This window comes from Oribacterium sp. oral taxon 078 str. F0263 (assembly GCF_000469565.1).
Classification (GTDB): domain Bacteria; phylum Bacillota; class Clostridia; order Lachnospirales; family Lachnospiraceae; genus Oribacterium.
Window position 1 is genome coordinate 1 of sequence record NZ_KI273127.1, and the last position, 23,053, is coordinate 23,053.

20 protein-coding genes and 1 other annotated feature are annotated in these 23,053 nt (G+C 53.1%); of the genes, 2 read left to right on the forward strand and 18 right to left on the reverse strand.

The window, feature by feature from the left end:
- Positions 1 to 239: 239 nt before the first annotated feature.
- The 3 genes from HMPREF1986_RS09250 to HMPREF1986_RS09260 all read right to left on the reverse strand — a co-directional run bounded on the left by HMPREF1986_RS09250 (position 240) and on the right by HMPREF1986_RS09260 (position 4,320).
- Positions 240 to 1,331 (reverse strand): ABC transporter substrate-binding protein, encoded by a 1,092-nt coding sequence (locus HMPREF1986_RS09250; RefSeq protein WP_036600130.1) that lies wholly within the window; start codon positions 1,329 to 1,331, stop codon positions 240 to 242.
- Between the two features lie 51 nt (positions 1,332 to 1,382).
- Positions 1,383 to 1,623, reverse strand: a binding site (T-box leader).
- Between the two features lie 45 nt (positions 1,624 to 1,668).
- Complete coding sequence (locus HMPREF1986_RS09255) at positions 1,669 to 3,102, reverse strand: peptide MFS transporter (protein ID WP_021774569.1); 1,434 nt, start codon at positions 3,100 to 3,102, stop codon at positions 1,669 to 1,671.
- A 186-nt stretch (positions 3,103 to 3,288) separates the two neighbouring features.
- Positions 3,289 to 4,320 carry a sugar kinase gene (locus tag HMPREF1986_RS09260; protein ID WP_021774570.1) on the reverse strand — a complete coding sequence of 344 codons (1,032 nt, stop codon included), beginning with the start codon at positions 4,318 to 4,320 and terminating at the stop codon, positions 3,289 to 3,291.
- 178 nt (positions 4,321 to 4,498) lie between these two features.
- Between HMPREF1986_RS09260 and HMPREF1986_RS09265 the strand changes: the two genes are divergently transcribed.
- On the forward strand, positions 4,499 to 5,539 hold the full coding sequence (locus HMPREF1986_RS09265) for a LacI family DNA-binding transcriptional regulator (protein ID WP_021774571.1): 1,041 nt from the start codon (positions 4,499 to 4,501) through the stop codon (positions 5,537 to 5,539).
- Between the two features lie 185 nt (positions 5,540 to 5,724).
- A complete protein-coding gene (gene uxaC / locus HMPREF1986_RS09270; RefSeq protein ID WP_021774573.1) occupies positions 5,725 to 7,140 on the forward strand; it encodes a glucuronate isomerase in 1,416 nt (471 codons plus the stop codon).
- Between the two features lie 27 nt (positions 7,141 to 7,167).
- Here the strand turns inward: uxaC and HMPREF1986_RS09275 are convergent, their stop codons facing one another.
- The 15 genes from HMPREF1986_RS09275 to HMPREF1986_RS09335 form a co-directional block, all read right to left on the reverse strand.
- Complete coding sequence (locus HMPREF1986_RS09275) at positions 7,168 to 8,652, reverse strand: glycoside hydrolase family 32 protein (RefSeq protein ID WP_021774574.1); 1,485 nt, start codon at positions 8,650 to 8,652, stop codon at positions 7,168 to 7,170.
- A 2-nt stretch (positions 8,653 to 8,654) separates the two neighbouring features.
- A complete protein-coding gene (locus HMPREF1986_RS09280; protein WP_036600167.1) occupies positions 8,655 to 9,662 on the reverse strand; it encodes a LacI family DNA-binding transcriptional regulator in 1,008 nt (335 codons plus the stop codon).
- A 214-nt stretch (positions 9,663 to 9,876) separates the two neighbouring features.
- Entirely contained in the window at positions 9,877 to 10,722 is an 846-nt protein-coding gene (locus tag HMPREF1986_RS09285) for a carbohydrate ABC transporter permease (protein ID WP_021774576.1), read from the reverse strand.
- Positions 10,723 to 10,731: 9 nt separating this feature from the next.
- On the reverse strand, positions 10,732 to 11,622 hold the full coding sequence (locus HMPREF1986_RS09290) for a carbohydrate ABC transporter permease (protein WP_021774577.1): 891 nt from the start codon (positions 11,620 to 11,622) through the stop codon (positions 10,732 to 10,734).
- Positions 11,623 to 11,750: 128 nt separating this feature from the next.
- On the reverse strand, positions 11,751 to 13,097 hold the full coding sequence (locus tag HMPREF1986_RS09295) for an ABC transporter substrate-binding protein (RefSeq protein WP_036600133.1): 1,347 nt from the start codon (positions 13,095 to 13,097) through the stop codon (positions 11,751 to 11,753).
- A 332-nt stretch (positions 13,098 to 13,429) separates the two neighbouring features.
- Positions 13,430 to 14,593, reverse strand: coding sequence for an enhanced serine sensitivity protein SseB C-terminal domain-containing protein (locus HMPREF1986_RS09300; protein ID WP_021774580.1), 1,164 nt, complete (start codon positions 14,591 to 14,593; stop codon positions 13,430 to 13,432).
- A gap of 113 nt (positions 14,594 to 14,706) precedes the next feature.
- Positions 14,707 to 14,859, reverse strand: coding sequence for a hypothetical protein (locus HMPREF1986_RS13175; protein WP_021774581.1), 153 nt, complete (start codon positions 14,857 to 14,859; stop codon positions 14,707 to 14,709).
- Between the two features lie 197 nt (positions 14,860 to 15,056).
- Complete coding sequence (locus HMPREF1986_RS13700; RefSeq protein WP_021774582.1) at positions 15,057 to 15,878, reverse strand: DUF1294 domain-containing protein; 822 nt, start codon at positions 15,876 to 15,878, stop codon at positions 15,057 to 15,059.
- A gap of 254 nt (positions 15,879 to 16,132) precedes the next feature.
- Positions 16,133 to 16,654 (reverse strand): helix-turn-helix domain-containing protein, encoded by a 522-nt coding sequence (locus tag HMPREF1986_RS09310; RefSeq protein ID WP_021774583.1) that lies wholly within the window; start codon positions 16,652 to 16,654, stop codon positions 16,133 to 16,135.
- A gap of 165 nt (positions 16,655 to 16,819) precedes the next feature.
- Positions 16,820 to 18,019 carry a DUF6688 domain-containing protein gene (locus tag HMPREF1986_RS09315; RefSeq protein ID WP_330365150.1) on the reverse strand — a complete coding sequence of 400 codons (1,200 nt, stop codon included), beginning with the start codon at positions 18,017 to 18,019 and terminating at the stop codon, positions 16,820 to 16,822.
- Between the two features lie 337 nt (positions 18,020 to 18,356).
- The gene (locus tag HMPREF1986_RS09320; RefSeq protein WP_036600174.1) at positions 18,357 to 19,634 is read right to left on the reverse strand and encodes an L-cysteine desulfidase family protein; all 1,278 of its coding nucleotides are present in this window, start codon (positions 19,632 to 19,634) and stop codon (positions 18,357 to 18,359) included.
- Between the two features lie 362 nt (positions 19,635 to 19,996).
- The gene (locus HMPREF1986_RS13775; RefSeq protein WP_081688478.1) at positions 19,997 to 20,206 is read right to left on the reverse strand and encodes a helix-turn-helix domain-containing protein; all 210 of its coding nucleotides are present in this window, start codon (positions 20,204 to 20,206) and stop codon (positions 19,997 to 19,999) included.
- On the reverse strand, positions 20,193 to 21,422 hold the full coding sequence (locus HMPREF1986_RS09325) for an MFS transporter (protein WP_021774587.1): 1,230 nt from the start codon (positions 21,420 to 21,422) through the stop codon (positions 20,193 to 20,195). Before HMPREF1986_RS09325 ends, HMPREF1986_RS13775 begins: the two co-directional genes overlap by 14 nt.
- Positions 21,412 to 22,266 (reverse strand): CPBP family intramembrane glutamic endopeptidase, encoded by an 855-nt coding sequence (locus HMPREF1986_RS09330; RefSeq protein WP_036600136.1) that lies wholly within the window; start codon positions 22,264 to 22,266, stop codon positions 21,412 to 21,414. Before HMPREF1986_RS09330 ends, HMPREF1986_RS09325 begins: the two co-directional genes overlap by 11 nt.
- Complete coding sequence (locus HMPREF1986_RS09335; protein WP_021774589.1) at positions 22,266 to 22,865, reverse strand: TetR/AcrR family transcriptional regulator; 600 nt, start codon at positions 22,863 to 22,865, stop codon at positions 22,266 to 22,268. Before HMPREF1986_RS09335 ends, HMPREF1986_RS09330 begins: the two co-directional genes overlap by 1 nt.
- Positions 22,866 to 23,053 lie beyond the last annotated feature (188 nt).

A 23,053-nucleotide genomic window follows, 5' to 3' on the forward strand; every position in this document is an offset into this window, starting at 1 on the left:
CAGTCGGAGCGAGAGCGTCCTGTGCCGGGCGGACTTACGGCAGGAAAAGCGTCTGTTCCGGCGCCGCAAAATCATATGCATAAGTCCCCGGATTGCTTCGCAGCCCTGCTGCTCTCGCAATCCTTAACAGGTATTCACATTCCGGGCTGCCGCCCTCCATGCTCATACCTGTTGTCCTGTCAGATGCCGGAGCAGCCGCCCGTATAAACACGGCGTCTGCTCCGGCGCCTGACAGGGACTTATGCAGTAAAGTCCTTCTTTGTCTGGATCTCTTCGGTTTTGCTGCAGTAGGGCTGGAAGGCCTTTTTTATGTCCTCCAGAGAATATCCGAGCTTTTCACAGGTCTCCGTATTGATGGTCGCGATTCCGCTGTCAAAGGTCTGCACCGGAGTCTCCGCCGGATCCTTTCCCTTTTCCAGGATATCGGAAACCATGTCCGCCGTGGCCTTTCCAAGCTGAACATAGTCGACGCCGTAGCCGCAGAAGGCACCGTTTAACGCAAAGGAGTCCGCTCCGCCGTAGTGCGGGATCTTTGCCTTTTGAAGCTTCTCATAGAAGGAGAGCTCTGCCTTCTGCACGGTATTGTCCGTAGGAGTGAAGACCGCATCCACTCCCTCCGCGATCAGTGCATCCACCGCCTGAGACACCTCGTCCGTGCTTGTCCCGGTTTTCTCGATATAGCGGATTCCCTTTTCCTCGAGATACTTCTTCGCCGTCTCGATCGGAAGCTTCGAGGAGTCCTCGCTCTTGGAATAGAGGAGTCCCACATAGTCCGTCTCGGGATTTGCCGCGAAGATAAGGTCCATGATCGCATCGGTATTCAGAAAGTCGGAGGTCCCGGTGATATGTCCTCCGGGTTTCTCCAGAGAATCCACAAGCTTTGCGGATACCGGATCAGAGGCCGCGGAAAATACGATCGGGATGCTCTGCCCCTCTGTCTGAGCCTGCACGATCTGGATCGCCGGCGTCGCGATCGGAACGATGATATCGACCTTATCCGAGAGAAGCTGCGCCGTCATCTGATTTAAAGAAGAGGCGTCCCCCTGCCCGTTCATACGGTAGTCCTTGTACTCATATTTCACGCCGTCCTTCGAGAGCGCATCGAGCTCTGTACAAAGACTGTCCTCGATCTGATTGAGGGACGGATGGTCCATGAACTTCAGGATCCCGACCTTGTAGGTCTTTCCCTCCCCGGACTTCTCTGCCTTTTCCGCGCTGCTCCCGCTCTCCTTTCCGCTCGTCTCCGCATTTTGCGAAGAAGCGCCGCAGCCCGATGTCAATACCGCTGCCGCCGCAAGAAATGCCGTCCCCGCCCTAAGAATCCTTTTCATAAATCCTCCTCTCTCCGCATAATAAACGCCCCATACACAGCAAACAGCCATGTATGAGGCGAAATATTCCGCGGTGCCACTCATCTTGCCGGATCAGCTCCGGCCCCTCTGCCGCGCACTGACATGCGCGCCGCCTGATAACGGTGCGGTTCCCGTCGCTTCATACTCGATCTCTCTTTCTGTCGCGCCCTCCAGAGTCCATTCGTCTCAATCCCCCGGTACTGCTTCTCAGCCCCTGCAGCTCTCTGTAAGCGGGATAAGAGAGATTACTACTCTCTGTCATCGGTTTTGTTCTCCGCGTACTCTAGCACAGCATAGCCGCGCTGTCAATCCCCCGTCATGCCTCTGACGCGGCAATCTCCTCTTCTTCGTGTCCGAGCTTATCCATCGCGATCAGCTTCTCGAGGAAGGGCTTTACGAGGAACATCAGGATGCCGCAGACGATCAGCGCTCCGCCGAGGACGGAGAGAATCTTCTCATAGCCCCAGACCTTCGTCACCGCGACGAGGGCCCCGGAGGCGATGCCGGAGAAGAAATAGCAAAGATACCAGCCGCTCATTGCGAGAGAGGAAAATCTCTCCGGTGTGAGCTTACTGAAGAGCGCCATACCGACGGGAGAAACCAGGAGCTCTCCGATAGTCAGAATCGTATAGGCGACAAGCATATACCAAAGCGCCATCTTCACGCTGCTGTCCACTGCTCCTCCACCCCGGGACAGATAGCCGGCGAGGATGATAAAGAAGGCAAGACCGGTGATAATCATGCCGACCGCCATCTTCATGGTGACAGGCGGGTCCTTCTTCATGTGCGAAAGCTTCACCCAGAGATTTCCGAAGAGCGGAGCCAGAATGATGCAGAGGATGCCGTTAAAAGAAATCAGCCATACGACCGGCATATCAAAGCTTCCGATTTTCAGATTGACATACTCATTTGCCATGGTGTTTACGGTATAGGAGGTCTGGAAATAGGAGGTCCAGTAGATCGTGACAAAGACAAAGATGATGGCCATGGCGAGGATCCTCTTCTTGTCCGTATCTGTCAGCTTCTCCTTCTTCGCCGGGCTCCCGTCCGACTTCTCCGGGGCCTTCGCGGCCGGATATTTTCCGACCTCACCGAGCCACTTCGGAGTAAGGACGAGATAGATCAGGAAGGTTATGAACATTCCGATGGACACCATCAGATAGGCGTACTTATAGCCGTAGGTCACGATATTCCCGGCCTCATCCCTCACAGCCATCCAGTGGTCTGTGAGCATGCCGCCGAAGATCGGTCCCAGGAAGCTTCCGATATTCACCGCCATATAGAAGATCCCGTAGGCGGCGTCCTTCAGGGAATGATCCTGCTTGGTGTAGAGAAGACCCACGATGGCACTCAGATTATTATTCATGAAGGCCGCGGAGCATATATTGATCGCAACGCCTACCAAAACCAAAGGCACATTCGGCGTAAAGAGAAAGAAAAAAAGATAGGCGATGCCCTGGAAAAACAGCGCCCAGATCAGCGCCTTCTGCAATCCCAGAAAGCGGTCCGTGATGATGGAGCCAAGCACCGGGAGCAAAGATCCCAGAGCCCCCGCGATGGAGATGATGAGTCCCGCATCCTGATCGGAAAGCCCCAGTCCTCCCTGCGCGACGGAATAGGTGTAGTAGAAAATAGCGATACCGGATACCGCATATTTCAGGTAACTGGACGCGCCCATCCCGATGCAGGACAGCCACAACCCCTTCGGGTGATGAAACTTCTCACCCTTTTTTGAAAGTGCTTCTGACATAGATTCCTCCTCTTTATCCTGAGCCCGCGGCTCAGGAAACGATTTTTGGTAATACTATCGCATTTCAAAGGATACATCAAGCCATTTATGATAATTCCTACAAAACTCCGCCGATTGTTCACCAGTGATCCCCCATGAAGTTGTGCTTCGGGAATCAGACGGGGGACCGCGTTCAGGAGCGTTTGTTCATCGGTCCATCTCCGAGTGGAAGCCTGAGGAGGAGTGATCCGAAATGACGTGGTCCAGCTCCCTCCTGTCAGACTGCAAAAGATCGCCGGGGATCGTATTTTTCATCGCGGCGGAGGCATTGCCGTAGATGACAGCCTGCCTCACATTTCCCCCGGAGGAAAGAAGTCCGTAGAGAGCGCCCGCAATATAGGCGTCCCCCGAGCCGATCCGGTCCACTACCTCGATGTCCCGGTAGGGCTCCTCCTCATAGAAGCTTTTCTCCTCCGCGGAATAGGCGAGAGAAGTAAAGTCATGCCTCTTCGGGCTGTGTACCGTCCGCTCCGTCGCAAATACCAGACGGACCGGAAAATCCTCCGTAAAGGAGCGAAGAATCTCTCTCGTACTTCCCTCTCTTTGAAAGGTAAGCCGGGCTGTCGACTCGGAGCAGAAGAAGATGTCGATATAGGGAAGGAGCTCCTCGACGCAGCGCCTCGCCTCCTCCCCGCTCCACAGATTCCCCCGGAAATTCACATCAAAAGAGATGAGGGCCCCCGCCTCCCGAAAACGCCGTATCACCTCCGTCGCCGTCCTCCGAAGTTCCGGGCAGAGAGCGAGTGTGATCCCGGAAATGTGAAAGCAGCCCGCATCCCGATAGACCCGCTCATCGATCTCCTCCGTTCTCAAGGAGAAAAAGCCGGGATCGCGCCGGTCATAGATCAGCTTTGGCTTTCTCGGATAAGCTCCATACTCATAGAAATAAATCCCTACCCTGCCGTCCGGCCGGTCGTCATAGATAAAATAATCGTCGGAGACCCCGTAGGAGCGGATCGTCGACTTCAGATACTGCCCGAGGTCATGGGAGGGAAGCTTCGAGATCACGCCGGTGTGAAGCCCGAGAAGAGAGGCCCCCACCGCGACATTGAGTTCCGCGCCGCCCACATTTTTCTCAAAATGATCCGAGCGGATCATCCGTTCATTGCCGGGAGGGGAAAGACGAAGAAGAATCTGTCCCATCGTAATCAAATCAAAGCTCCTCTTCCTGATTTCCATACCGTCTCCCTCCCGCCGGTCTCCCCGCCTTATATCCGGGTCCCTCCGGCGATATGGACCCGCATTCTCCCCGCTGAACCGCCGCAAAAAGATAGAAAGCGGCAGAAGCAACTTGATTTTACTTCATTCCTATCCTATAATCAAGGAAAATGTAAACGCTTACAAATCAGAGGACAGCATGAACATCTACGATATCTCCAGGGCAGCGGGCGTATCCATCGCCTCTGTCTCCCGTGTCATAAACGGCGCGCAGAACGTCAGCGAAAAGACAAGGCAGAAGGTCACGGAAGTCATAGAAGAGCTCGGCTATACGCCAAACGTCTATGCCAGAGGCCTGGGACGCGGCTCCATGCAGACGATCGGAATCATGTGCTCGGACTCCGCAGACATCTACTTCGCGCACGCGATCTCCTATCTGGAAACCGCTCTTCGGAAAAACGGCTATAACTCCATTCTCTGCTGCACCGGATACGAGCTCCGGAATAAGATGAGCTCCTTCGAGCTCCTCCGCTCCCGGCAGGTGGATGCCATCATTCTCGCGGGCTCCCGATATGTGGAGCTGAAAGCGGAGGACAATCAATACATCCTGGACGGTGCGAGGGAGATTCCCGTCATGCTCATAAACGGCATCCTGGAGGGCGAGAATATCTACTGCACTCTGAGCGATGATGCCTCCGGCATGAAGCAGGCGGTGAGAAAGCTCCGGGAATCCGGCTGCCGCGACTTTATCTATGTCTATTCCTCGGACAGCTACTCCGGCCGAGCAAAGCTTCGGGGACTCCGCATGGGCTGTGCATCGTCCGGAGTAGCGGAGGATGCCCTCCGCATCGTCCGGGGGAAAAAGGACTTTCAGAGTATCGCCGCTCTCCTGGAAGAGGAATACGAGAAGCGCCCCTTCGACGCCGTCATCGCAAGCTCCGATACCACGGGAGTCGGAGCTGTCAAATTCGCAAACCGGCGGGGACTCTCTCTCCCGGATGAGCTCTCCATCCTAAGCTTCAATAATTCTGTCCTCGCGGAATGCTCCAGCCCGGAGCTAAGCTCTGTCGATCCCCGCTTAAAGGACGTCTGTGAGAAGACAGTCCGGCGCCTTCTGCAGCTTCTCTCCTCCGATGCCCAAGGGGCAGACGGGCGGAGGGATCCGGAAAGGCTTCCCGCGAAAAAACTTCTCCTCCGCCCGAAAATCGCGGAGAGGCAGACCACCCGCTTCCTCTCCTAGGAAGAGCGGCAGAAAGCGGATCTTCCGAAAAAAAAGCTCCGCCTTTTAGCCGGAGAGAGCATCCTTTTACGGCAGAGCGGTCCGGATCCAGGCCGCATGCCGTAAGACAATGTCCTTCAAGTTCAGGGGCAGAAGCTCAGAGGCAGACTTTTGACAGTAGCAGCAAGGATCACAGGAGGAAACAGATGAAAGCATTTATGGACAGGGATTTTCTTCTCTCTACAGACACGGCAAAGCGGCTCTACCGGGATCACGCAGAAAATGCGCCGATCCTGGACTATCACTGCCATATCAATCCGCAGGAAATCGCGGAGGACCGACGCTTCGAAAACATCTTTCAGGTCTGGCTCGGCGGAGACCACTATAAGTGGAGGCAGATGCGAATCAACGGCGTTCCGGAGGAGTATATCACAGGAAACCGGCCGGAACGAGAAAAATTCCAGAAATGGGCGGAGACACTCCCGAAGCTGATCGGGAATCCGCTCTATCACTGGTCCCACCTGGAGCTTCGGAAGTACTTCGGATACCGGGGCTATCTGAACGGCGATACCGCGGAGGAGGTCTGGCAGCTTTGCAATGAAAAGCTGAGAAGCCCCTCTATGTCCGTCCGGAATATCATAAAGGCCTCCAATGTCCGCCTGATCTGCACTACGGATGATCCCATCGACAGTCTGGAATGGCACAAAAAAATCGCGGAGGACCCCGATTTCGAGGTGCAGGTCCTCCCCGCCTTCCGTCCGGACAAAGTCACTAATATCGAGAAGGAGGAGTATCCGGAATATCTCCGAAGGCTCTCTGCCTGCTCCGGGATCGAGATCAGGGATTTCCGAAGCCTGAAGGAAGCACTCTGCCGGCGTCTCGACTACTTCCAGTCCCTGGGCTGCGTGGTCACGGATCACGCCCTCCGCTATATCATGTTTTCCCCGGCCTCAGAGCCGGAGCTGGATGAGATCGTAAAAAAGCGGCTCCGGGGAGAGCAGCTCAGCGCCGCAGAGGCCGCGGCCTATCGGACCGGCGAGATCCTCTTCCTCGCAAGGGAATATAATAAAAGGAACATGGTCTTCCAGATCCACTTCGGCTGCATCCGCGACAATAACGCAGCGATGTATGAAAAACTCGGAGCGGACAGCGGCTTCGACTCGGTCGATAACTACGCCCCCGCCGATCAGTTGGCAGCGCTTTTAAACGAGCTCTCCCGGACAGCCGATATTCCAAAGACCATACTCTACTCCCTGAATCCCTGCGACAATGCGGTGATCAACAGTCTCTGCGGCTGCTTCTGTGAAGCCCCCGTGAAAAACCGCGTCACACAGGGCGCCGCCTGGTGGTTCAACGATCACAAGGAGGGAATGAGCGCACAGCTCAAGGACTACGCGAATCTCTCCGCCCTCGGAAACTTCAACGGCATGCTGACGGACTCCCGTTCCTTCCTTTCCTACACAAGGCATGATTACTTCCGCCGTATTCTCTGTGAGCTCCTGGGAGGCTGGGTGGAAAACGGAGAATATCCGGACGATGAAAGGTCTCTCTCCGATATCCTCCGGGGGATCTGCTTCAATAATGCGGTCCGCTACTTTGATTTCCGGCTCTCAGAGTATTGATCCCGCCCCGTCTTCCCGGCTCGCCCTTCAGAAGTTCTCCCGGAGGATCCCGCTCTCGATCTCATGCTTTACGGCCCGGATCCTCGCTCCCTTCGCAAAAATCGTGAGCTCTCCTGCCTCCGCCGGACAGTCATAGAGGGTCCCGCTCAGAACGGACTCACCCCCATTCAGAAAAATCTCAAAGGAGAAGCGATCGAGGAGGAGGCGGAGACTCGCCTCCTTCTCCCGCTTCGGAAGGAGGACCTCCCGGTACTCACAGATCGAGGCCGCGCGGCCCGCGGCCCTTCGGTCCAGAATCAGCCGGCCCTCGGCCGGTCGATAGGAAAGGGATGTGAAAATATTCCCCTTTTTTGCAAAGCAGAGCCGCAGCTCGCAAAAACCCTCCCTCTCTGCCCTGAGCTCAAGGGAAAGATCCATCGTCCGTCCATAGAGCTCCGGGACGGACCTTTCTGAGTCGGCGCAAAGGTCGAGCTCCGTGCTCTCTCCGTAGAGCGACGAGATCTCCCGGATCGGGCTCTGAAAAAGTCTTCCATCCCGGATGGAAAGCTCCCTCGGAAAGCACATCTGCCCGTACCATCCCGCCCCCTCCGGCGCGAGATTCCCGCTCTCCGGGGCCTGCATCCATGCGATCAGTATCCTTCTCCCGTCCGGACTCAGCATCGTCTGCGGAGCGTAAAAATCAAAGCCGAGGTCCAGAGCCTGCACCTTCTCTTCCCGAAGATCCGGCTCTCCGCCGAGATCCTTCCCGAGAAAGGCGAGACTGCAAAAGCCATTTCTGAGCTCCGGCGAAAGGGCCTTCATCGCCATGGCGGAGACAAAGAGGACGGAGTGATCGTCCAGGCGGAAGAAATCCGGGCACTCCCACATCCTCCCGAATCTCCCGTCATTTTTCTTAAGGAGCTTCACAAAATCCCAATGAAGGAGATCCGAAGAACGGTAGAGAAGGACCGCCCCCAGGCCATCCTCAAAGCGGGAGGAGAGCACGGAATAGAAATACTCCCCCTCCCTCCAGATCTTGGGATCCCGGAAATCGGAGAGGGAAAAGCCCTCTGGAAGCCCTTCTTCAGAGATCACCGGATTTCCCTCCTCCTTCACAAGCTCCCTTTCTATGAGGCGTGCGATGCACTGCGTCTCCCGGACGATCTCCTCTCGTCCGTCCGGAATGATTCTGTGAGCCGTATACATGAACACAGGATTTCCCTCCCGGTCCAGGGCGGCACTCCCGGAAAAGCAGCCGCTCTCATAGGCTTCATCCGGCGCCATAGCCGCTCTCTCAAAGCTCCAGTGAATGAGATCCGGAGAGCTCCACTCCCCCCAGTGCATTCTGTCCCAGTGTGTGCTGTAGGGATTGTATTGATAGAACAGGTGGTACCTTCCCCCATAGAAGGAAAAGCCGTTCGGATCATTCAGCCAGCCCGTCCGCGCCGTGAGATGATAGAGAGGCCGCTCCTTCGCCGCGATTTTCCGCTCCATCCTCTCCTCATATTCTCTTGCCTCCTCTAAATATGACATTCTCAGCCGCTCCTCCTCCCGCTGTGTCCCGTCGTCATCCCCCTCCTGAGCTTAAGACTCAAAACGATCTTATCCCTTCGGAGCTTTTTCCCCTCGATTCTTTGAAGGAGAAGCTTTACACCGGCTTCCGCGAGCTTCTCAATCGGCTGCACGAGTGCCGTGACCGAAGGGTAGGCAGTGTTCAGCGCCTTTGTCCCATCATAAGCCACCAGTCTGAGCTCCTCCGGGATCTTCCTTCCCCGCATGAGCGCCGCTCTCATACAGTGCAAAACGATTCCATCCGTCCCGAAGATCCCATCGACATCCGGATGCTCCGAAAGCGCCTTCTCCGCGATCTCGGCGTAATAATCCTCCCGGAATTCGTTCCACTCGAGATAGACATTGCGGCATTTTGCCCCGGCTGAATGCACACTCTCCTCAAAGGCACGGTGCCTCTCCATAAAGGAGAAGCGCCCCGCCTCCTCGGCATCCCGAAACTGGAGAAGTCTGCGGCAGCCGGCCTGGAGCAGCTCCTCCGCCGCAAGCCTCCCTCCCCGCTCATGATCCACCGTGACCATCGGAATCTCTCCCTCGTGGTAGAACATATCGAAGGAGACGATCGGCTTATGGGAGCGGAAATACTGCTCGTGCTTTAAGGAATGCGTGGCCGTCAGGACACCGTCCACGATATTCCGATCCAGCATGGAGAGATGCTCCTCCTCATTCGTGCTCTGGCGGACCGCATTGCAGATCATCGTCTTATAGCCCTGCACCATAAGCCTTTGCTCCACCGCGCAGGCAAGCTCTGCGAAGAAGGGATAGGAAAGATCCGGTACGATCAGGGCAATGATCCTCGATCGATTCTGAAGGAGATTTCTCGCGAGTTCATTCGGCGTATAGGAGAGCTCCGCCACCGCCCTCTCCACCCTGTCCCTGGTCTTAGAGGAGACGTAGCCGCTCCCATTGATCACCCGGGACACCGTTCCGGTCCCCACTCCCGCAAGCCTCGCAACATCCTGTATCCCTGCCATCTTTTCTCCCGCCTGAAAATAAGCGTTGAGCCGGGCTCTGTCTGCCTTCACAGCGCCCGCTCCTCTTCCTTTGCACCCTCGCAGAATTTCGCCCCGCTTTTCCCCCTCCTTCTCCCGGAGGCAAAGCACGGAGAATGGGTTTTTCACAGCAAAAATCACTCTACGCTCATTCCGAAATCATAACACAGTATCCGGAAAATGACAGCATCTATCCCTAGCCCTTGATCCCGGTGGAGGCGATGCCCTCGACATAGTATTTCTGCATGAAAATGTAGATGAGAAGCATGGGAACAGAGGCAAGCGTCAGAGCGGCCATGATGGAACCATAGTGAATCGGCTGCGTGCCGAAGAAGGTCTGAATCGCAAGCTGCACCGTCCTTTTATCCTCTCCGGTTGTGATCAGGAAGGGCCACATGAAATCGTTCCAGCGCGCCACGAAATCCAGGATAAACACCGTAGCGAGGACCGTCTTTGCCAGCGGAAGAACGATCCGGAAATAGCAGCGGATCTCCCCGCAGCCGTCGATCCTCGCGGCCTCGATCAGCTCATCCGGAATATCCAGAAAATAGGAGTAGAACATGTAGATCGAAAAACAGTTCATCATAAAAGGAAGCGCCAGCCCCGGAAGCGTGTTCCCGAGACCAAAGCGGGAGACCTCGATGTAAAGCGGAAGAAGTATGGCCTCCACCGGCATGGACATCAGCGCGATGACCAGAGTGAGGATCGGCCCCCTGCCCCGGAAATCAAGCTTCGCAAGGGCATAGCCGCACATGGAGCCGAAAAGGAGATCTCCGAGAAGGACGATCGCGATATACGAAAAGGTATTTCCGAGAATCTGCGGGATATTCAGGCGGCGGAAAACCTCGATATAATTTGCCAGGCTGAAATGCTCCGGGATAAAGGTCCGGATGGAGTTAATATTGGAAAAGATTGCGAGCTCCGGCTTGAAGGATGCCGCGACCATCCATAGAAGCGGCGAGACGAAGATCAGTCCGATCAGCGAATTCCCGAGATAAAAGCCGAGGTCCCTCAGTCTCTTATGATTCTTTTTGCTTTTCATAACGCCACCTCAGTTAGTGCGGGTCAGCTTCTTCACAAGAAGAGACATCGTGACCACGATCAGGAAAAAGATTGCCGCGACAGAGCAGGCATAGCCGAAATTTCCCTTCTGAAAGCCCTGCTCATAGATGAAGTAGACCAGCGTCTTCGTCCGGTTCTGCGGCCCTCCCTTTGTCATGATATAGGGCTGCGTAAAGAGCTTCATGGCCTGAATCAGGGTAATCATGAAGACATATTTTATCGTATTTTTAAGCCCCGGGAGCGTGATATACCAAAACTGCTCCAGCCTGTTCGCTCCGTCCGCAGAAGCCGCCTCATACTGCTCTGCCGGGATCCCGTTCAGCCCCGCGAGAAAGATCATCATCTGATATCCCGCACCCTGCCAGGCGGACATGAAAATGATGGAATTCATCGCCGTCTTCGGATCATTCAGGAAGTCGATCGGCCCGATGTGAAAATGCTGCAAAAGCGCGTTGATCAGCCCGGTGCTCGCATTGGAATTATAGAGGATGACCCAGAGTATCGCGATGACGACCATGGAGGTCAGCTGAGGGCTGAAATACATGGTCCGGAAGATCGAGACACCGCGCCTCCTCGAATGGACGAGGAGGGCGAGTCCCAGCGCGAGTGCGCACTGAAAGGGCACGACAAGCAGCGTGAAATAAACCGAATTCCTCAATGCCGCCCAGAAATTCTGGTCCCTGAACAGCTTCTGATAGTTCCGAAGGCCGTTGAAGAGAATGTTGTCGGGCCTCATGACCTGATAGGTGAAGAAGGAAAAATAGATCGTTCCGAGGATCGGCACAATCAGGAAAAGAAACAACAGGAAAACGGCGGGGGCGGACAGGATCACACCGCTCAGAGAATTTCCGCCTCTTCCGCAGTTCGCAGCAGCTCTCATACTCTACCTCTCATTTCTGTCTTCGGAAGCGCTGCACCTCTCTCCGCTTCCCGCAGTCCCAGTCAATTTCTATCCATCATTTCTCAATTTCTCATCGGGCATCGTTTCTTCAGACATCATTTCGGATATCATTTCTTATAGTAGGTATCGTAGTCTTCCTTGAAATCTGCCGCCACAGTGTCCAGCTCCTTCTTCGGATCCGTGCCGGAAAAGACATTCAGGATCGCCGTCGAGAAGCCCTGAGACAGTACGGAATAGGATGGCGTTCTGGGCCGGGCCACACCGGTATTCTGAAGCTGCCAGAGGAAGAGTGCTCTCGCTCCTTCCTTCCAGCCCTCCATATGCTCATAGGCAGAAGTTCTGGAGGCCGGCTTGGAGATCGTATCGGCGTAGGACGCGATGTTCTCCGTGTTCATGAGCCACTTCAGGACTTCCTTTGCGGCCTCCGGATTTTTGCTGTCCTTTGTGATGGCGGCGGACCAGTCCCCGGTGGGGGATACTGCCTTTCCGTCATTGGAGACCGGGTAGTAGCTGACGCCCCAGTTCAGATTCGATTTCTCAAGATCCTGAACATTCCAGGAGCCTCCGAGCAGCGTCGCCGCCTTGCCGTTTAAGAATTCATCCTTCACCGGATCGATATTGGCATAGCCGTTCTTGATGAAGCGGTTCAGATATTCCATGGTCTTTACGGAGGCCTCACTGTTCACATAGCCGTCCGCAGAGCTTCCGTCTTCATTCACAAATTCCGCTCCGGCCTCCAGGAAGAAAGGCTCAAGCGCGTAGATCAGTCCCTCCCCCTTATCCATGATGATATTCGTTCCGACATGATCCTTCGTCGTGAGCTTCTCCGCGTTCTCATAGAACTGATCCCAGGTCCAGGCCTGATGAATATCCGTGTCCGAGGGATAGGGGATCCCGGCCTCATCGAGATAGTCCTTATTGTAATAGAGAGCGACCGAGGACTCCGTCGGTCCCATCGCATACATATGTCCGTTGTAGCTGTCCTGCTGCACGGTGCTGGCGACGAAATCCTTCTTGTCCTCCTCCGTCCAGACATCATCGATCGGGATGATGGTCTGATTCTCCGCGTAATAGGAGATCGTGGGGCCATCGACAAAGAGAATGTCCGGAAGATCCCCGGAGGTCATCGCCGTGGTGATCTTGTTCTCATAAGCATAGGAATCGGAGCGGTCAATCGCCTCCCTCTTCACCTGGATGTCCGGATGCTCCTTATTCCACTGGTCGATATGCTCCGTCCACCACTGCTCGATTACCGCAAGATCCGTGGGACTCCAGATCGTCACTGTGGCCGCGGCGCCGCTCTTTGCGTTCTCTTCCTTCGCGGCAGTGCTCTCCCCGCTCTTCTCCCCGCCCGATGCGGAGCTTCCCTCTCCTGTCTTCGCTCCGCCGCCGCAGGCGCTCAGGGACAAAAGAAGAGCAGCGCTGAGAAGCAGTGAAATCGCTCTTTTTTTCATAAATTCCTCCTTTAAAACCAAAATACTTCTTCTCTGCATCTGTGGAACCCGTTCCATGTGGAAAGGTTTCCACCTTTTCACAAAAAATACCACCGCTCCCCCGTCCCGTCAATAGCCTGCGTATATTTTCGTTATTTCCATGAATCCGGCGGGACTTTCTTGTGCAATTTCCCAAGAAATTCCCGCCGGATTCCGTCCCTGCCCGATCCTAATCCCAGCCTCAGAAAGGCTCTTCTCCGATCGCGGGATAAAGTCCTGCCCCCCCTCGCAGAAGCACATCTCCCGACCGCGCAGGCACCACTCTCCTTCTTCCTTCCCCGTCACGACTGCTGCTATTTCCTCTGAAAGACAGGTCCTCCGTTCTTCATAATCTCCTCTGCAAAATCTGCCTTCTCGTAAGTGATGAAATCCATCAGGAAGGTCGTTCGCATCACATCGCGGCAGCTATGATAAATCTGCGGAAATACCCTTTCCCGCGCCTCTTCCGGAATATCGACAATCACAAGATAGGATCTCGTCTCTCCATCATCCTTAAGCAGAAAATAAATGGATCCCACTTCTCTGTGGCTTTCCCCATATCGGAAAAGCCTCTCTCTCAGAGCCTCCGTCTCCTCATTGATCGCCGGATAGCTCAAAAGGATACTGCTTTCCGAAGGAAGCTTTACTTTTCTCACCTTCGCTTCTCCAAAGTCTCTCTGGTAGGCGCTGCTGCTTTCGACCGATCGAATCAGCTCCGGATCCATAAAGAACGGCACCGGGCCGAAGGGATTGATTACAACTGCATCCTCTTTCCTCATGCTCAGTGCGTCCGGAAAGCTGAATATCATGGTCTGCCTCTTATGTTTCAAAAAGGCAGCCTTCCACAGGTCGAGTGCGGGCCAATCCGTAAAGACCGGAAGCGCCCCGCATCCCCCTTCATAGCCCAGTGACGGCAGGGAAAAAACCGTTCCCTTATCCAGGGTGACGCTCCCCGTGGCAGAGGACGGGAGCTCCCCATAGACCGGAATGATATAATGGGCGTGACAGACCTCCCTGAGAAGGATATTCCTGTATTCCCGGTCCTGCGAGCAGCTCTTAAGTTCATACAAAAGTCCGAGAAGATAGGGATTTTCCACCGCCTCCCTCACCTTTGCCTCGATCTGAAAGGGTATATCGCTAATTACACTGTACTTCCAATCCGAAACGGTTCCCTCCGGGGCAGAGACAGAAAGATAAGCCTTCTGATCTCTGACAGAGGAACGCTCCTTCTTCTTTTTATCATAAACATGCGTGAGCGCCGCGTGTACAACTCTTCCGTCCGGACAGAGCCAGGAGACCTTCTCCCCCGCCCGCGCTGTTCCGTGCACATTTCCAAAGAAGAGCAGAGTCTCCTGCTCCCCTCTCTCCATCCTCTCCGGCATCATGGTGAAACGCTCTGACGAAGTGCCGGAATCTCCCGTCGGATGATTCTCCGTATTCTCAGGCTTTTTCCGAAATTTTTCAAAGATCTTGAACATATCCCCTCCAAATGCTGTCCTGCCGCACGGTAAACTATCTCGCCCACCGTGAGCCGGAGCTCTTCACAGCGACTTCTATCTGTCCCACAGGACTTATCACAGTACTTTCTTCTCTAAAATCCCCGTTCCTCCGCGATAACGGCTTTTTTCATCACGGCCACGGCGCAGGGGATCCTGCCATCCGCCATTATAATCTTCGCATCCCCATATCCCGCATCCAGAACTGTCCAAAAATCCCTCCGCTCTCCTCTTCGCCCCTCTTTCATAAGATCCTCCCCGCTTAGATGCACTGACCATCATAGCACAGCCCGCCCATGAAGGGAAAGAAACAGGCTGTCCCGCGCTCAGACGGGACAGCCTGCAAATGCGTCTTTATTCACGAAATCTTCTTTTCGAAGCTGTAAGTATATCTGAATTGGTCCGGGACATAGTTGTCAATCCTTTTCCCGTCAACTTCCCTTCCTCATCGATTCTCATCTCCATGCCCGTACTTTCCCGTAATGCTGCCTCTTGCAAGAACTCCGCAGCGGTCAAGCTCTGCCTCAAGACGGCGGAAATTACATGGAGCATCCATACCGGCTTTTATGCCGGACGGGTCCCTCGCAAGCGCATAGACATAAAGCTTATACTCATGCTCTCCCGTTCCCGGAGGCGGATATGGTCCCACATAAGCATCCTCCCCGAGAGAAGCCTCCGAAAGCTCCGTAGTCCACGCGCCGCTCGTAAACATGTGGAGCCAGTTTCTGGCAGATCGATCCACCATAATCGCAACATAATACTCTGCACCCGGGACCTCCTCCCACATCAGCTCAGGGTTCTTATTCTCCCCCTCGGGACGGTTCGGGCTGTGTGCCGCCGCACAGACCGTCTTCAGCCTTCCATCGACGATGGATTCCGAGCGCACATCCATCTTTGGGAATTTATCTTCTTCTATCTCGTTTCCCTGTCCTCCCAAAAATACGATCAGCAGAGCCCATAGAAGACACGCTGCCGGCACCAGAATCCGGAATTTCCATTTCCGTGTTTTATGGCGAAACAGAAGCATCCCAACAAGAGCTCCGGCCGCCCCGCCCAGGAAAGCCGAAAGGAGGAGAATCTGCTCCGGAATCCTCCATCTCTTATGGACTGCCTTATACTTGTCAATTCCATAGAGAAAAAAGCTGATCAGGTTCATAAACAAAGCCAGAGGCAAAAGTACCTGCGCTAAGCCGCCATATTGTACGGATTGGACTGTGATAAAGGAAAATACAGGAAAAAGATTTGCCCTGTCGAATAATACCGCCATCAGTTCTGCCCTCCCTCTTCCCTATGGAACCGGACAATCCTTCTCTTAGATTCGGATTCGCACTTACGTGACGTATCGACGATCCTCTTTGCCTGATTATTGTAATCGATCAGCCACGCCCGCTACAACTATAATATCACAAGCTCCGTCAGCATTGTAAAGAAATTTGCCTCCGATCTTATGCACAGAGGTGCACAGAAGTCTGCTGTCAGACGGATTCAGAGCATACCCGAGCCATACTCCCGGCACGAAGCTCACTGCATCAGTCCCTGTTTTTTCAGTAAACGCATTTTCAGCGCACGGAGCTTCTGCCCATGCTTCCCTGTCATCAAGACACCAACGACAATCATCCCGAAGGAAATCCCCAGCGTGAGTCCCTGCGCAAAATCAAAGAACCCATTCGGTGTTCCCGGCTTCAAAAAGAGCGTCACAAGATAGATGAGAAAAGAGATCAGCGCCGCAATATAGCAGCCATGCAGGCGCCTCATATACTTCAGTTTCTTCTCATTACTGTAATCCAGCATCTTCCATACGGTTTCCTTCATTTCTTCTTCCATTTGCCCGCTTCTCCTTTCACCATCCAATAATTCTCGGATATCGATCTTATAGTAATCCGCTATTTCGATGAGGATATCCAAGTCCGGCATATTGCTGCCGGTTTCCCAGCGAGAAACTGTGCGGCGTGATACATTCAGCATCTCCGCAAGCTGCTCCTGGGTCACAGCCCTTTGCCTCCGAAGCTCTTTCAGAAGCGCCCCGATTTTTTGTTGGTCCATCTAAGATCCTCCTGCAGTTTCATGCCTTCCCAGAAAGCTGAGACATCGTCAGAGGCAGGTATCTCTTTGCCTCCGGATGCAAAATAGCATAGACGGACAGAGGAAAACAGGACACAAAGCGAGCAAATCCCCCGTTTTCCCGAATGAGACAGAGCCTGTCCCCTTTTATCTTCCTGTTCCTTCGCTCTTTTTCAGAGTCTCCCTGATTTGGATCCCGTTCTCTCTTGTGTTGAGAAGTGCAGGCGGCTGCTTTCTGTATTCCGGGAGCTTCCCCATATACTGCACCGCGATTCGGTTCTCCGGATGGACCTCCGTAAGATACAGAAAAGCGACAAAGAGCCACTCGAGCGGCTTCATGAGAAAATAGACGAAGTCGGCTGCCCATTTGCTGCGGATCAGCCTGGCGATTGGGAAGCCGTATCGGTCATAAAAGGCCCTGAGCACTCTGTGGAGGCGGGGCGTTCTCTCCTCCAGAAGCTGCTCAAAGGCATTCGCCACACAAAGCTGCCGATTTACGATAACTATATGTCCGTGCCGGACGCCCCTTCGGATCGGTTTTACCACATTCCGGTGTCCGCCTGCCGCCACCGTACAAAGATAATGCTCATCGTAATAGATATTCTGCGGTGCCTCTTTCGCTGACAATGCCCAGTCACTGGTCTCGGTCCATGCCTTCACAATGGAATCCGGCGCCTGTCCGAACAGCACAAGGACCGCAATTAAAATCCCAAGAAGCGGCAGCATAAGGAGCAAAGCATAGATCGGCCAGAATCCGGAGTCGGACAAAAGACGATCGATCCTTCGAAAAAGCGCATTTTCCCGGATTCTTCGCTTCTCCATCGGCAGCTCCGGCCACGCATGGACCTTGCGGAGGATCGTCCTTGCGATGATGAGCGCGATACAGATCGGATAAATCAGGAGAATCAGATCCTCCCTCTCCCTCCCCATGATCTGTACGGTAAACACAATCAGTCCCGTCATCCCAAGATACATGGCAGACATGGAAAGAACGATGAGAAGGGGCGGCATCTTCTCCATCGGCCGGAAGCTAAGATAATAATACCCCGCCAAGGCAAGCAGGAAGATCACGATAATGGTGGGAGCCGCAGCGGAATAGATCGGAGTATGCGTTTCTCCATTCGAGAGCTGTACCTGCCAGTCTGCCCCCGTGATCTCTTTCATCAGTGCGGCATAGAAAACTTCCAGAAAAAGTCCGTACCAGATCGCCGCCTGATCAAAATGCCATGCGGCTTCCACAGGATGCTTCCTTGCCTCCAAAAACAAAAATACCGCCTCACATACTGTCAGAACCAGCGGGTAAAAAAGGAGAGCGCTGATGAGAGCAGCCGCCGGAATCGCTGCCATCACCGACTCCCCAGATAAGTCCGATACGGATCCCCGGACAAAATCTCTGATCAGTGTGTAAAAAAATATCCCCAGCGTCCCCGCCGCTTCCGTTAAAACGATACTGGCCGCAAGAGGATATTGAGACAGGAATTTTTTCATGGCAAATCCATTTCACTGTTTTCGCAGAGCAGCTTGCTTTTCTATGAGATTCGATCAGCGGCATCGGATGATTTCTGTGATTTTCCACTTACATCCCCGGGAAACCTTGCCTCCCCGGAAAATTTTCTATCGGGACTATAGCAAAGATCGAAAAGGATTGCAACAGTATTGCCCGGCGGGGGCAAAGAGTCTCTTCTTATTCCATCCTTTTCTCCCTCAGAATATCGACAATCGTCTTTTCCGTGCCCACCATACCCGGGGAAGCGATGTATCCCATATTGCGCATGGTCTCCTCCGGAGTTACAGCATTGATGCCGTGAACACTATCGATGAAAACATCCTGCATCGCCATCTCCACCGACTGCCACGCGGCGTCCACCGCGACCACGCCTTTCATGGTGCAGCCCTGATTCCCTCCGTCGCAGATCATGCCGGTGATGCTGCCCGCCATATTATTGATGCTCTCTGCCATCTGCCGGGTGCTGCCGCCGCGGAGCAGAACGAGTCCGCAGGCCATGCCGGTCCCGGCCGCAATGGCGCAGCCGCAGAAGGCGGAGAGCTTCCCGGAGTACTCCTTAATGTACATACAGACCAGGAAGCTCAAGGCCGTCGCCCGGAGCAGCTGCTCTTCGGAATAGCTCCTGACCTTAGCGGCAGCATAGAGCGGCATGGTGGCGATGATGCCGTGGGCACCGGACCCGGTAATGCTCATCGCCGGCTCCGAAAGCCCCAGGACACGGGCTTCGATCGCGGCATTGCAAAGCAGCGAGGCAGTCCTCTGCTCATCTTCCGAGATAATTCTGCCTCCGTTTTTTTCGAGCAAATAGCGGGAAAAACGAGTTTTCCTGCTGCTAAGCCCCGCTTCACACAGGGCATAATTGAGCTGAAACGCTTCTTGGATAAATCGAATCTCCTCCAGCGGAACGCTGAGAGCATAGTCATGAAGCTGCTTCAGGGTATAGCTGTGGATGAGTGCGCTGCTCCCCTCCCCAGAGGGCTCAGCAGACTCTTTTTCAAAGACGGTGCGTCCATTTTCCGTGATCCTAACGATCTTCGTATGGGCATCCCGGATGGTGACGCAGGCACTGCCTCCCGTCGATTCCACCGTCGCTTCAATGAAAATACGGCTGCTGATCTCACTCATTTCGACCCTGATTTTCCCTGCCTTTACCATGGCCCTTGCGCTCTCGGCCTGTTCCGGGCTGATGCCCTTAAGGCACTCCAGCCCCTTCTCCGGATCGGCCCCTACGGCGCCGAGCGCCGCGGCATGGAAGTTTCCAAGCTCATCGGAAGAAGGAATGCCGCAGGTGAAGGCATTCTTATAGATTCCGCTGTTGAGACGCAGTGTCACCCTCCGGACGATGCCGGGGGCATGCCTTCTGGCCGCTGCGACGGAGAAAGCGATCGCGGCGGGCTCGGTGACTCCCAGGGCAGGGCGCATATCCTGACGGATGAGTTTCGTTAATTCATGCATGAACGATCTCCTTCTGAAGCTGAGCTTTCCATAAAAATATCCTGGCACGGCCAGCGGAAGACTGCCCGGTTCTTTGATCCTCTGCCAGCCTGCTTCTCTCAGCTCTTCAGAGAGTTTTTTATCTGTCTTCGGAAGATGCTTCGTATATTTCATAAATGATTCTCCCTTTTCGATAGATAATACCCTCTGAGCCATGACTGCTGCGATACTAGTATACCACAGCGGACAGCCTTTCAGCTGCCCGCTTAGTACTTTATCACAGAGCCCGGTCGCTCTCTTTTCATTAATCAATGTATCCCGCAAAAAACTTCACGCTGTTTCCGGCTGAGAGCAGGGAAGCTCTTCCTAATACAGACGAGAAATCATGATTGTTCAGACGAATCACTTGATTCGAGTTTGCCAAGATAGCGCCAGAGTGTAGTACGGCTGATGCCAAGCTGTCTCGCGAAAGCGGCGCGATTCCCTCCATGGGCGGCGACGATTCGCTGTACGACATCACCGGTATGCGCGCCTAAAAATAGAACAAATTTCGCAGAAGATATAGTCCATATACGATCTTTATCTATCGAGATTTCGTATCCTCTTGATCATGGGGATACTGACCGCAATGCCAATGAGGCAGATTCCTGAAATCCCGATTATCATGGCAGAGCCTCGCCCCACCCCACGTCCGCTTAACGCTCCTAAAAAGTCAGCGGCAAGGCCTGATACGGCATATGCGGCGAGATAGCCAAGTTGGGATAGAAAACCAATCAAGCCCCAGGCTCTTCCCTGAAATTCATCAGGGATATTCGTTCTCGCAAGATAGTCCAAGCAATTATTGGCGAAAGGCAAAGCCGCAAAAAACAAAAATCCAAAGACGCACATCAACGGTATACTCTCAAAAGCGCTGAAGCCGACCATGAAAACGCCGGCGAGGGCAAGGGATATACTTAAGATTTTTATAAACTGCCTCTTGATTCCCCATATCCCTAAGATCATTCCGGAGACAAGCATTCCGCAGGCGCATATCGTTTCCATAATGCCCATAGTATTGGAATCAGAAAAGGATAATATCGCAGGAGCTGCCAATACCTGAAACACACCCATAAAAAGCGTAATGACCGATGTGACCATGATGAGCATGAATACGCCTTTTCTCTCATATACGGCTTGCCATCCTTCCTTCAGACGGATAGAAAACCTGTCTCTTATTTCCGTTTTCTTGTTGTCAATGTTTCTTCTGACGACTGCCGTGGATAGTACTGTCAAAAAGAATGTGCAGATATCAATCAGCAAAAGCAGCTTCACATCAGAGATGCTAAGAAGAAAGCCTGCGATGATAGGGGAAAAGAGATATTTTGCGCTTCCCGCCAGGGATACCAGCCCGCTCGCTTTTGAAAACTCCTCTTTCGTCAGCAAATCCGTAATTGTGGCTCTGTAGGACGGTTCCAGAAGAGAAGCGAAAATAGAACTGATGAATACCCCGATGCAAATCTGGATAAGCGTTGCCCCGCCGTTTATCATGCAAAATAGAATGAAAACGACGCCTGCGCCGGAGCATCCATCGCCAATCATCATGAGCAGCCTTCTGTCGTACTTATCCGCGAGGACACCTGCCGGGGCGCTCAAAAGGAGGCTGGGAAGAAAGCCAAACAGAGTGATAAGCGCCATGTCGGAGGCTCGTCCGCTCTGCTTGAAAACATAGACGCCTAAACCAAAGCTGCTAAGACCACCTCCGATTTGAGAAATCAGTTCGCCTGCCCACAGCAATATGAACTTCCCGTAATTATTCGCTTTATTTATCATGATTCTCTCCGCCCTGCATTGCAAGAAGTCTTCCAACATGATCGCTCTCAAAGAACATATCTTTTTTGAGCAAAACTATGATCGCGGCAGCCAGTGTAATGACTATCGTCTCTACGCATTTTGTCTCAGGAGTCATCGCGATCTTCTCCTGCATGAAGTTCACGAAGAAATGGAATATCATGCAGGCCAATATGGAACGGTCACTCACAAGGTACACCCATGTGATAACAAAGCCCATAGGCACTGCACTCACAAAGAAATTGATTGCATAAAGCGGATTCACCATAAGACCGGCATGATACGTTCCCTGAATAAAAATGAGAGGAAAATGCCAGAAGGACCAGAGCGCTCCGAAGATCATGGATTCCCAAAACCAGTTCATGTAGTTCCCGATCGAATCCTCACAATATCCCTTCCATCCCACTTCCTCGATGATTGCGGCGACCGTAATGGTAAAAAACGCACCCGCTATGCCGACACCGGTAAAAGAAAAGTCCTTCGTAAAGGAAAACTGATCCAACGACTGTCCGAAAAGGAGGGATAAGAGGATGGAGCAGACGATTATGATCGCAAATACGATCACTGCCCAAAGAACATTCCGCCATTTCACCTTGTAAAAGCCGAAAACCTTATTTTTCAGGTCCTGCTTCAGTGCATCTGAGCCCGATGCCATGACAAAAACAGTAGAGACTACGGCAGGTGCCATAAGTCCGATCAACATCAGGAAGGGGCTGATGCTTTCCGGCAAAAAGATCGCCGGAATCCAAAAAATCCAGGTAAAGAGATACGCGCATATAAAGAAGAGTATCGGTCTGTATCGGTAGCTGTCCTTTTCCTTCCCCATCATTTCCTCCTTCCGATCAATTCTCTGATAAAGCCCATTGTTCCCGCTTTCGCACCGAATGATTTTTCAACGATATCTATAAATGCGATTACGTCATTCGCTGTGAAATCACCGCTGTCGAATAGCTGAGAACTTATAATGAGTATCATCTTTACATGTTCTTCAATCTGCTCACAGTCAAAGACTCCCTGCCGGATACCCTCCCTTACTATCTCAGAAATCAGAGGAACCGCTTTGGAAATCAGTTTTTTGTAAACCTTATCGTGCAGGTAAATATTTTCCGGCCGATTAAGGGTATCCTGAATCACCAGCTCATCCGCCATCGGCCGATAGGCGAGCACGGTGCCGACGATTTTTTCCGGAATGGAAAGAGTGGAGTTCGACACTTTTACGGCCCGCTCCGAGCCATTTTCCAGCATCATTTCGACTACTTCTTCAAGCATCTCTTCCTTGCTCTGGAAATAATAGTAATACGTTCCTTTGGCAATATGCGCCTCTTCTATGATTTCATCCACACTGGTTTGTTCATAGCCCTTTTCCAGAAACTTTTTATATGCGATTTTAATCAGCTCCTCTTTTCTCCGTTCACCCTTTTTCATGATTTGCCTCCTATAATCGACTATTGGTCGGTTTTCTCTATTATAGGCTGTGCGAATTCCGATGTCAAGATATTTTCGACTATTAGTCGATTTTTCTGCCATATAAAGGTTTTCCATGCAATAAAAAAAACAGCGAGATCATAAAATATCCCGCTGTCCCTCTGTTTTATCGTTCCTAAACATGCTTT